5 protein-coding genes, 2 tRNA genes and 1 rRNA gene are annotated in these 10,659 nt (G+C 67.8%); 7 read left to right on the forward strand and 1 reads right to left on the reverse strand.

Annotated elements, in window-relative coordinates; genetic code table 11:
* The first annotated feature begins 44 nt into the window (after window positions 1-44).
* The 4 genes from AB8810_RS00930 to bphP all read left to right on the forward strand — a co-directional run bounded on the left by AB8810_RS00930 (window position 45) and on the right by bphP (window position 6,882).
* A complete protein-coding gene (locus AB8810_RS00930; protein ID WP_369916723.1) occupies window positions 45-2,297 on the forward strand; it encodes a lytic murein transglycosylase in 2,253 nt (750 codons plus the stop codon).
* 639 nt (window positions 2,298-2,936) lie between these two features.
* Window positions 2,937-4,181, forward strand: a complete 1,245-nt coding sequence (locus tag AB8810_RS00935) for a TCR/Tet family MFS transporter (RefSeq protein WP_369915262.1) — start codon at window positions 2,937-2,939, stop codon at window positions 4,179-4,181.
* Between the two features lie 200 nt (window positions 4,182-4,381).
* Window positions 4,382-4,981, forward strand: coding sequence for a biliverdin-producing heme oxygenase (locus AB8810_RS00940; RefSeq protein WP_369915264.1), 600 nt, complete (start codon window positions 4,382-4,384; stop codon window positions 4,979-4,981).
* Window positions 4,978-6,882: a bacteriophytochrome BphP gene (gene bphP / locus AB8810_RS00945; RefSeq protein WP_206229727.1), complete on the forward strand. Its 1,905-nt coding sequence runs from the start codon at window positions 4,978-4,980 to the stop codon at window positions 6,880-6,882. Before AB8810_RS00940 ends, bphP begins: the two co-directional genes overlap by 4 nt.
* Window positions 6,883-6,904: 22 nt before the next feature.
* Here bphP and AB8810_RS00950 read toward each other — a convergent pair whose 3' ends face one another.
* Entirely contained in the window at window positions 6,905-8,086 is a 1,182-nt protein-coding gene (locus tag AB8810_RS00950; protein WP_369915265.1) for a benzoate/H(+) symporter BenE family transporter, read from the reverse strand.
* A 737-nt stretch (window positions 8,087-8,823) separates the two neighbouring features.
* Between AB8810_RS00950 and AB8810_RS00955 the strand changes: the two genes are divergently transcribed.
* The 3 genes from AB8810_RS00955 to AB8810_RS00965 all read left to right on the forward strand — a co-directional run bounded on the left by AB8810_RS00955 (window position 8,824) and on the right by AB8810_RS00965 (window position 10,622).
* A 16S ribosomal RNA gene (locus AB8810_RS00955) occupies window positions 8,824-10,368 on the forward strand.
* Window positions 10,369-10,453: 85 nt separating this feature from the next.
* A tRNA-Ala gene (locus tag AB8810_RS00960) sits at window positions 10,454-10,529 on the forward strand.
* Between the two features lie 16 nt (window positions 10,530-10,545).
* Window positions 10,546-10,622, forward strand: a tRNA-Ile gene (locus AB8810_RS00965).
* Window positions 10,623-10,659: the final 37 nt, after the last annotated feature.

Genomic DNA, 10,659 nt, shown 5'->3' on the forward strand with positions numbered 1-10,659 from the left:
TTGTTTATGATGTCCGGCCTGCTGTTGGCGAGGAAGTTCCGATGATGCGTTTCGCCTGGGCCCTGCTGCTGGCCGCGCCCTGCGCCGCCGCGCAGACCCTGCCCGCGCCGCCCGTGGCGCCGGACCCCGCCTTCGTCGGTTGCCTGTCCACGCTGCGCGCTGCCGCCGCCAAGACCGGCGTGACCGCCACCGCATTCGACCGCTTCACCGCTGGCGTGCAGCCGGACATGAGCGTGTTGCCGTTGCTCGACGCCCAGCCCGAGTTCACCACGCCGATCTGGGACTACCTGGCCGGGCTGGTGGACACCCAGCGCGTCGCCGACGGCCGCGCGATGCTGGTCACGCATCGCGATCTGCTCGCCCGGGTGGCGCAGCAATACGGCGTGGACGCGGCGACCGTGGTCGCGGTGTGGGGCGTGGAGAGCGACTACGGCCGCGTCTCCGGCAAGCGCCCGCTGCTGGTGTCGCTGCTGACCCTGTCGTGCAACGGCCGCCGCCAGCCGTTCTTCCGCGGCGAACTGTTCGCGCTGCTGAAACTGCTGCAGGCCGGCGACCTGCAGCCCGACGGCCTGAGCGGCTCCTGGGCCGGCGCGTTCGGGCACACCCAGTTCATGCCCAGCACCTATGCCCGCGTCGCCGTGGACGGCGATGGCGACGGCCGCCGTGACCTGGTCGCCAGCATTCCCGATGCGCTGGCCTCCACCGCCAACTACCTGAAGCTGGCCGGCTGGCAGAGCGGGCAGCCGTGGGGCATGGAGGTCAAATTGCCGGTCGGCTTCGACCCGGCCCTGGCCGGCCGCACCCAGCGCCGGCCGCTGTCCGACTGGCGCACGCGCGGTGTGACCGCCATCGACGGCAGCGCGCTCGACCTGCCTGCGCTGGCGCCGCAGACGCCGGCCGCGGTGCTGATCCCGGCCGGCACCAACGGCCCGGCGTTTCTGGTGTTCCGCAACTACGACGCGATCTACGCCTACAACGCCGCCGAAAGCTATGCGCTGGCGATCGCGCTGCTGTCCGACCAACTGCGCGGCAAGCCCGGCCTGGTCACCGCCTGGCCCACCGACGATCCCGGCCTGGGCCGTCCGGAGCGGCGCGAACTGCAGACCCTGCTGCTGGCGCGCGGCCACGACATCGGCCAGGCCGACGGCATGATCGGCAGCGCCAGCCGCCGCGCGATCCAGGCCGAGCAGCTGCGCCTGGGCCTGCAGCCGGCCGACGGCCGCGCCGGGCAGCGCATCCTCGATGCGCTGCGCCGCGAGGCGTCTGGGGCTCCGGCCGCTGCACCCGCCGCGCCGACCACGCCCACACCCGCGCCACCCACGCCACCCACGCCACCCACGCCGTTCGGCGGCAAGCCCGCGACCGCGTTCCGCGTGCCGGCGCGCTATCCGGCCTTCGTCCAATCCCCCGCGCCACGGAGCATCACCCCCATGTCCGAGATCCCCGGCCTGAGCACAGGCGATTTCCACGGTTACCCCTCGCTGTTGGTGGAGACTCCGCACTCCACCGCCGCGATCAGCCTGTTTGGTGGCCAGTTGCTGTCGTTCGTGCCCAAGGGCGGCACCGAGGTGATGTGGCTGTCGCCGAGCGCGCAGCCCACGCCCACCCCGATCCGCGGCGGCACCCCGGTGTGCTGGCCGTACTTCGGCCGCCAGGACCAGAGCGCCGACGTGCCGGCGCACGGCTTCGTGCGCACCGTGCCGTGGCAACTGCAGGACGCGCGCCGCGAGGCCGACGGCAGCATGCTGCTGACCCTGGCGCCGCCGGACTTCGACGACCTGCCGCTGCGCCTGCGCATGCAGCTGCGCATCGGCGCGACCCTGGAGCAGCGCCTGATCACCGACAACGTCGGCCGCGAACCGGCGCGCTTCACCCAGGCGCTGCACAACTATTTCCACGTCGCCGACGCCACCCGGGTGCGGGTGCAGGGCCTGGACGGGCTCGACTACCTGGACAAGTTCGAAAACTACGCCACGCCGCACCGCCAGCACGGCGACTGGAGCCTGCAGGACCCGCGCGATCCCGGCCGCAGCGACCGCATCTACACCGGCGCCGGCGGCCGCTACACGCTGCTCGATCCGGGCCTGCAGCGCCGCATCGAGATCGCCACCGCCGGCAGCCGCACCCTGGTGGCCTGGAATCCGGGCGAAGCCGGCGCGCAGAAGATGGTCGACGTCGGCGCCCACTGGCGCCAGTTCGTGTGCCTGGAAGCGGCCAACGCCGGCCCCGAGGTGATCGAACTGGCCGCCGGCGCGCAGCACGTGCTGCAGCAGACCATCGCGGTCGCGCCGCTGTAACGGCGCGCGCTGCCGCCAGGGTTCGCCGCGGATAGGCGGCGGCCTCAGGCCATCAGCCGCAACCGCGTCATCGACCGCTACCAGATCGACCGGCACTAGAAGGAGTAGACGGCCCAGGCCGATCCGCTCCCCTGTGGGAGGGACTTCAGTCCCGACGCGCTGTACCGACAATGCGTCGGAGCCCATCTTCGCCGCCGCGCTCGCACCCTTCGCAAAGACGCTCTGCGGGCGGCGCGTCCAGGCAGGGGCTTCGACGGTTTCAGGCCATCGGCCCCAGCGGCTCTATCGATCAGGCGTCAGGCCGCCTCGACCCACCTGTGGGAGGGACTTCAGTCCCGACGTGCTTTACCGACGCGGTATCGGGGCCGAACCTCGCCGCCGCGCTCGCGCCCTTCGCAAAGACGCTCCTGCCGGGCGACTCGTCCAGGTAGGGACTTTCGGTGGTTTCAGGCTGTCGGCTCCAGCCGCTCTATCGACCAAGCGTGGGGCCGCCTCGATCCCTCTGTGGGAGGGACTTCAGTCCCGACGCGCGCTACCGACAGGCGCCGGGACCGTACCATTCCCACCGCCGCCGCTCGGCCCCATCCCGAAACCCCGCGCCCGCCGATTACACTGCCGCCTCCACCGGGAGACCATGCCGTGCATTCCTCGCCCCCTGCCGCGCGCACGCGCAACGCCGCCCTGGTCTTCATCTTCATCACCCTGCTGATCGACGTGCTGGCCTTCGGCGTCATCATTCCGGTGCTGCCGGGGCTGGTGCGCGGCTTCACCGGCGGCGATTTCGCCGCGGCGGCGAAGTGGGTCGGCTGGTTCGGCTTCCTGTTCGCCGCGCTGCAGTTCGTCAGCTCGCCGCTGCAGGGCGCGCTGTCCGACCGCTACGGCCGGCGCCCGGTGATCCTCGCCTCGTGCCTGGGCCTGGGCGTGGACTTCGTGGTGATGGCGCTGGCGCAGAGCCTGCCGCTGCTGCTGCTGGCGCGGGTGGTGTCGGGCGTGTTCTCGGCCAGCTTCACCACCGCCAACGCCTACATCGCCGACATCACCGCGCCGGACAAGCGCGCCCAGGCCTACGGCATGATCGGCGCCGCGTTCGGGCTCGGCTTCGTGATCGGGCCGCTGCTCGGCGGCTGGCTCGGCAGCTACCACCTGCGCGCGCCGTTCTGGTTCGCCGCGGCGCTGGCGCTGCTCAATTTCCTTTATGGCCTGTGGGTGCTGCCCGAATCGCTGGCGCCGGAGCGGCGCACCCCGCGCCTGGACTGGAAGCATGCCAATCCGTTCGGCGCGCTGCGGCTGCTGCGCAGCTACCCGCAGGTATTCGCGCTGGCCGCGGTGATCTTCCTGGCCAACCTGGCGCACTACGTGTATCCGAGCATCTTCGTGCTGTTCGCCGAGTACCAGTACCAGTGGGGACCGAAGCAGGTCAGCTGGGTGCTGGCCCTGGTCGGGGTGTGCAGCATCGTGGTCAACGCCTTGCTGGTCGCGCGCGTGGTGCGCCGGCTCGGCGAACGCGGGGCGCTGCTGTTCGGGCTGGGCTGCGGCGTGGCCGGCTTCGCCATCTACAGCGTCGCCGGCAGCGGCGCGATGTTCCTGCTCGGGGTGCCGGTCAGCGCGCTGTGGGCGGTGGCGTCGCCGTCCGCGCAGGCGATCGTCACCCGCCACGTCGGCGCCGATGCGCAAGGCCGCGTGCAGGGCGCGCTGATGAGCCTGGTCAGCCTGGCCGGCATCGTCGGGCCGCTGCTGTACACGTGGGTGTTCGCGCTGTTCATCGGCACGCACGCACCGGCGCATCTGCCCGGCGCGCCGTGGCTGCTGGCCGCGCTGTTGCTGGCTGCCGGCTGGGTCGTGGCCTGGCGCCGTGCGCGCCTGCCCGACAGCGCCACCGCTTAGCACGCCGAACCGCGTTGCGGCGGACCGTTGCCCGCCTGGAGGGCGTGGCGCCCGCTGCTGGCGGATGAATTGCTCAGCTTGAGCCGGCGCGGCGCGCGGCGCGGCCGCCGCTGCGCCGGGCGCTGTGCGCCCACGATGCTACGCTGTGCGGCCTCTCCGCCGTCGCGGCCGGTCCGGCTGCTGTAGACCGCACGCCCTCCATGATGTCGCCCCCCGACGGTTCCGCCGCATCCCTCACCGCCTCGCGCCTGTTGCGCGAAGCCACCGCGCAACAGCATCTGGCCGTCGAACAATTGCCGGCGATGCGCGCGCTGATGCGCGATTCCCTGTCCGTGCACGACTACGTCCAGGTGCTGCGCCGCCATCACGCCGCACTGGCCGGCTGGGAGCAGCGCGAGGACGCCTGGCTGCACGCCATTGGCGACGCCACCTGGCGCTACCAGCCGCGCAGTCCGCTGCTGGAACAGGACCTGGCCGCGCTGCGGGCCACGCCGCCGCTGCCGGCGCCAGCGCTGCCAGCGCCCGACGCCGGCAGCCGCTGGGGCATGCTGTACGTGGTCGAAGGCTCGCGCCTGGGCGGGCGCCTGATCGCCCGGCAACTGCGGCAGAGCCTGGCCGCCGCCGCCCCGGCGCTGACCTATTTCGAGCTCGGCCATGCCGATCCGGCCTGCTGGCGGCGTTTCCAGCAACGCCTGGAGCAGGCCCTGCCGACGCCGCAATCGCGGCAGGCCGCCGTCGACGGCGCACGCGCGATGTTCGCGCACTTCCACACCCACTTCGCCCTGGAGACAGTCGCATGAGCGAGACCGCCGTGCCCTTGGACATGGACGCCTGCGCGCGCGAGCCGATCCATATTCCCGGATCGATCCAGCCGCACGGCGCGCTGCTGGTGATCGAACCCGGCGACCGCCGCATCGTGCAGGCCAGCACCAGCGCCGCCGACCTGCTCGGCGTGCCGCTGGCGGACCTGCTCGGACAGCGCTACGACGCGCTGCTGACGCTGCAGGAACCGCGCCTGTCGGCGGACGCCTCCGAACGCACCCAGCTCGCGTACGTCGACGTCGGTTTCCCGCGCCGCGCCACGGCTCCGCGCCAGCGCTGGGTCGGCGCCTGGCATCTGTACCCGGAGCAATGGCTGCTGGAACTGGAGCCGCGCGATGCGCCGCTGGCCGACGCCACCTTGCGCGAGGCATTGCCGTTGCTGCGCCGGCTCGAGACCGACAACAGCATCGACGAAGCCTGCCAGCGCGCGGCCAAGAGCCTGCGCACGCTGATCGGCTACGACCGGGTGATGATCTACCGCTTCGACGACGAGTGGAACGGCGACGTCGTGGCCGAGGCGCGCACGCCCGAGCTGGAGTCCTATCTGGGCCTGCACTATCCGGCCAGCGACATTCCGGTGCAGGCGCGCACGCTGTACCTGCGCAACCGCGTGCGCCAGATCGCCGACGTCGGCTATGTTCCCTCGCCGATCGAGCCGACCCTGCATCCGCGACTGCGCGCGCCGGTGGACCTGAGCGACGTCAGCCTGCGCAGCGTCTCCCCGGTGCACCTGGAATACCTGGCCAACATGGGCGTCACCGCCACCCTGGTGGCATCGATCGTGGTCAACGACGCGCTGTGGGGGCTGATCGCCTGTCACCACTACCGCCCGTACTTCTGCAACCACGAGATGCGCGACGTCACCGACGCGGTCAGCCGCGCCCTGGCCGGGCGCATCGGCGCGCTGACCGCGGTGTCGCGCGCGCGCGTGGAAACGGTGCTGCTGACCGTGCGCGAAAAGCTGATCACCAACTTCAACGAAGCCGAGACGCTGACCGGCGACATGCTCGACGACATGGCGTCGGACCTGCTCGACGTGGTCGATGCCGACGGTGTGGCGGTGTTCCACGGCGACCACGTCACCCGCCACGGCACCGTGCCGAGCGCCGCCGAACTTGCCCGGATCCGCGAACAGATCGAGTCCAGCCATCATGAAGCGCTGCGCCACGACGCGGTCGGCGCCTTGCATACCGACCAGATCGGCGCGACCTTCCCGGAACTGGCCGACCTGGCGCCGCTGGCCGCCGGCTTCATCTTCGTGCCGCTGATGCCGCAGGCGCGCAGCGCGCTGCTGTGGACGCGGCGCGAGCAGGTGCGCACGGTCAACTGGGCCGGCAACCCGCAGCTGTCCAAGCTGCAGGACATTCCCAACTCGCGCCTGTCGCCGCGCAAGAGCTTCGACCTGTGGCAGGAAACCGTGCGCGGCCGCGCGCGGCCGTGGTCGCCGCTGAGCCTGGAGTCGGCGCGCAGCCTGCGGGTGCTGATCGAACTGATGGAGCGCAAGCGCTTCCAGCAGGATTTCGCGCTGCTGGAGGCCTCGTTGTCGAGACTGCGCGAACCGGTGGCGATCATCGAGCGCGGCAGCGACGGCCGCCCCAGCCGGCTGGCGTTCGTCAACGACGCCTTCGCGGTGCTGTACCAACGCGAGGTCGCCGAGCTGATCGGCTGCGAACTGGACCAGCTGTACGCCAGCGACGCCGCGCCCGCCGAAATCCAGCGCATCGCCACCTTGCTGCGCCAGGGCCGTGCCGCCTACGTGACCTTGCCGCTGCGCATCGAAGCCGCCGCGCCGGTGCATCGCCAGTTCGATTTCGAACCCTTGCCCAGTCCGTCCGGCGTCTCCACACACTGGCTGCTGCAGCTGCGCGATCCGCGCTGAGCGAATCCGTGGCGGCGCACGCTCAGCGCGTGCGCCGCCACAGCAGCGACGTCGCCGCGCCGGCCAGCAGGCCCCAGAACGCGGCGCCGATGCCGAACAGCGACAGCCCCGAGGCGGTGACCAGGAAGGTGATCAGCGCCGGCTCGCGTTCGCTCTCGTCCTTCAGCGCCATCGCCAGGCTGTTGCCGATGGTGCCGAACAGCGCGATGCCGGCGATCGCCATCACCAGTTCCTTCGGGAATGCGGCGAACAGCGCGGCCACGGTCGCGCCGAACAGGCCGATCAGCAGATAGAACAGGCCGGCGAACACCGCGGCCATGTAGCGCCGCTGCGGATCCTCCTGCGCTTCGCGGCCCATGCAGATCGCCGCGGTGATCGCCGCCAGGTTCAGGCCATAGGCGCCGAACGGCGCCAGCAGCGTATTGACCACGCCGATCCAGCCGATCGTCGGCGAGATCGGCACCGCATAGCCGGACGCGCGGATCACTGCCACCCCGGGCAGGTTCTGCGAGGCCATCGTCACCACGAACAACGGCAGCGCGATGCCGAACAGCGCCTGCCACGACAGTGTCGGCCACACCAACACCGGCCGCGCCAGGCTCAGCTGCGCGGTCTCCAGATGCAGCGTGCCGCTGCCGGCGGCGATCGCGATGCCCACCGCCAGCGTCGCGATCACCGCATAGCGCGGGAATGCGCGGCGCCCCAGCAGATAGACCGCGAACATCGCCAGCGCCATGCCCAGCCGGCTCTGCATCGCCACGAACACGTCCAGGCCGAAGCGCAGCAGCACCCCGGCCAGCATCGCCGAGGCCAGCGACACCGGGATGCGCCGGATCATCCGCTCGAAGACGCCGGAAAATCCGGCTGCGGTGCCGAGCAGCGCCGCCACCACGAACGCGCCGATCGCATCGGACAGCGGCAAGCCGCCGCCGCTGCTGATCAGCATCGCCGCGCCGGGGGTGGACCAGGCCGTCACCACCGGCATCCGGTAGCGCAGCGACAGGCCGATGCAGGTGACGCCCATGCCCAGCCCCAGCGCCCACATCCACGAGGCGATCTCCGCCTGCGAGGCGCCCAGCGTGCGCGCGGCCTGGAACACGATCACCGCCGAACTGGCGAAGCCGACCAGGACAGTGACGAAGCCGGCGACCAGCGCCGGCAGCGAGGCGTCGCGCCATAGGGAGCGTCCGGCAGTGGAGGGCATTGCGAGATCCTGCAGGGGGTGAACCCGCATTCTCGGCGAAGCGGCCGCCAACGGCAGCAGCGGCATGGGGTCGCCGCCGCGCGCGGACGCGGCGCGTGCGCGTTCTCCTGATGGGAACGCTGCCGGAAGCGCCTGCAACGGCCGCATACGCACCGCGCGCAAGAAAGCGGTTGACGTTTTTTCCTGGCCCGGTAGACTGCGCGGCCCGCTACGCAGCTGCCGATCTTCGGCTCGACAGAAGCGAAACGGGCCGGAAACACCTAGCGAACATCGGGTGTTGACGGCGTGAAAAAAACGGCTAATATGGCCGGCTCGCTTCAACGAAAAGACCTCAGGGTCTTCCGCAAGAAGCGGCGTCAACCTCCTGATAAATCAGGGTATTGACGGCAACAAAAAAGCCGCTATGATGGGCGGCTCGGTTCAGCGAAAAGCCTTCGGGTTTGAGCGGAACCGGCGGCAAGACCTCCGAAACGAGGTGTTGACGGAAAGAAAAAGTCCGCTATAATGGGCGGCTCGCTACGACGGAAACGTCGCAGCCGAAACGGGAAAGGCGCTGAGGCCGGCCCCAATGTTCTTTGACAGTGTGCGCAGGTAACTTGTGAGGGCGCCTGCAGGTGGAAGTATGTCCATCTTGCAGACGTTCGAATCAAGAGCAACAAATCAATTGCTAAGCAAGCGATACGTAAGCTTGGTTTGAACTCTGCATATCAAAGTATTGACCTTCGGGTCTGTAATTTTAAGTGAAGAGTTTGATCCTGGCTCAGAGTGAACGCTGGCGGCAGGCCTAACACATGCAAGTCGAACGGCAGCACAGTGGTAGCAATACCATGGGTGGCGAGTGGCGGACGGGTGAGGAATACATCGGAATCTACCTTTTCGTGGGGGATAACGTAGGGAAACTTACGCTAATACCGCATACGACCTTAGGGTGAAAGCGGAGGACCTTCGGGCTTCGCGCGGATAGATGAGCCGATGTCGGATTAGCTAGTTGGCGGGGTAAAGGCCCACCAAGGCGACGATCCGTAGCTGGTCTGAGAGGATGATCAGCCACACTGGAACTGAGACACGGTCCAGACTCCTACGGGAGGCAGCAGTGGGGAATATTGGACAATGGGCGCAAGCCTGATCCAGCCATGCCGCGTGGGTGAAGAAGGCCTTCGGGTTGTAAAGCCCTTTTGTTGGGAAAGAAAAGCAGTCGGTTAATACCCGATTGTTCTGACGGTACCCAAAGAATAAGCACCGGCTAACTTCGTGCCAGCAGCCGCGGTAATACGAAGGGTGCAAGCGTTACTCGGAATTACTGGGCGTAAAGCGTGCGTAGGTGGTTGTTTAAGTCCGTTGTGAAAGCCCTGGGCTCAACCTGGGAATTGCAGTGGATACTGGGCAACTAGAGTGTGGTAGAGGATGGCGGAATTCCCGGTGTAGCAGTGAAATGCGTAGAGATCGGGAGGAACATCTGTGGCGAAGGCGGCCATCTGGACCAACACTGACACTGAGGCACGAAAGCGTGGGGAGCAAACAGGATTAGATACCCTGGTAGTCCACGCCCTAAACGATGCGAACTGGATGTTGGGTGCAACTTGGCACGCAGTATCGAAGCTAACGCGTTAAGTTCGCCGCCTGGGGAGTACGGTCGCAAGACTGAAACTCAAAGGAATTGACGGGGGCCCGCACAAGCGGTGGAGTATGTGGTTTAATTCGATGCAACGCGAAGAACCTTACCTGGTCTTGACATCCACGGAACTTTCCAGAGATGGATTGGTGCCTTCGGGAACCGTGAGACAGGTGCTGCATGGCTGTCGTCAGCTCGTGTCGTGAGATGTTGGGTTAAGTCCCGCAACGAGCGCAACCCTTGTCCTTAGTTGCCAGCACGTAATGGTGGGAACTCTAAGGAGACCGCCGGTGACAAACCGGAGGAAGGTGGGGATGACGTCAAGTCATCATGGCCCTTACGACCAGGGCTACACACGTACTACAATGGTTAGGACAGAGGGCTGCAAACTCGCGAGAGTAAGCCAATCCCAGAAACCTAATCTCAGTCCGGATTGGAGTCTGCAACTCGACTCCATGAAGTCGGAATCGCTAGTAATCGCAGATCAGCATTGCTGCGGTGAATACGTTCCCGGGCCTTGTACACACCGCCCGTCACACCATGGGAGTTTGTTGCACCAGAAGCAGGTAGCTTAACCTTCGGGAGGGCGCTTGCCACGGTGTGGCCGATGACTGGGGTGAAGTCGTAACAAGGTAGCCGTATCGGAAGGTGCGGCTGGATCACCTCCTTTTGAGCATGACAGCTACGCCTACAGGCGTCCTCACAAGTAACCTGCATTCAGAGAGTTCCGCCACAGGGCGGGGCACCCCGATTTCGGGGCCATAGCTCAGCTGGGAGAGCACCTGCTTTGCAAGCAGGGGGTCGTCGGTTCGATCCCGACTGGCTCCACCACTGAACTGAAGACTTTGGGTCTGTAGCTCAGGTGGTTAGAGCGCACCCCTGATAAGGGTGAGGTCGGTGGTTCGAGTCCTCCCAGACCCACCACTCTGAATGTATAAAGCACACTAAGAATTTAAGATGC

Source organism: Xanthomonas sp. NCPPB 3005, assembly GCF_041228095.2.
Lineage (GTDB): Bacteria > Pseudomonadota > Gammaproteobacteria > Xanthomonadales > Xanthomonadaceae > Xanthomonas_A > Xanthomonas_A bonasiae.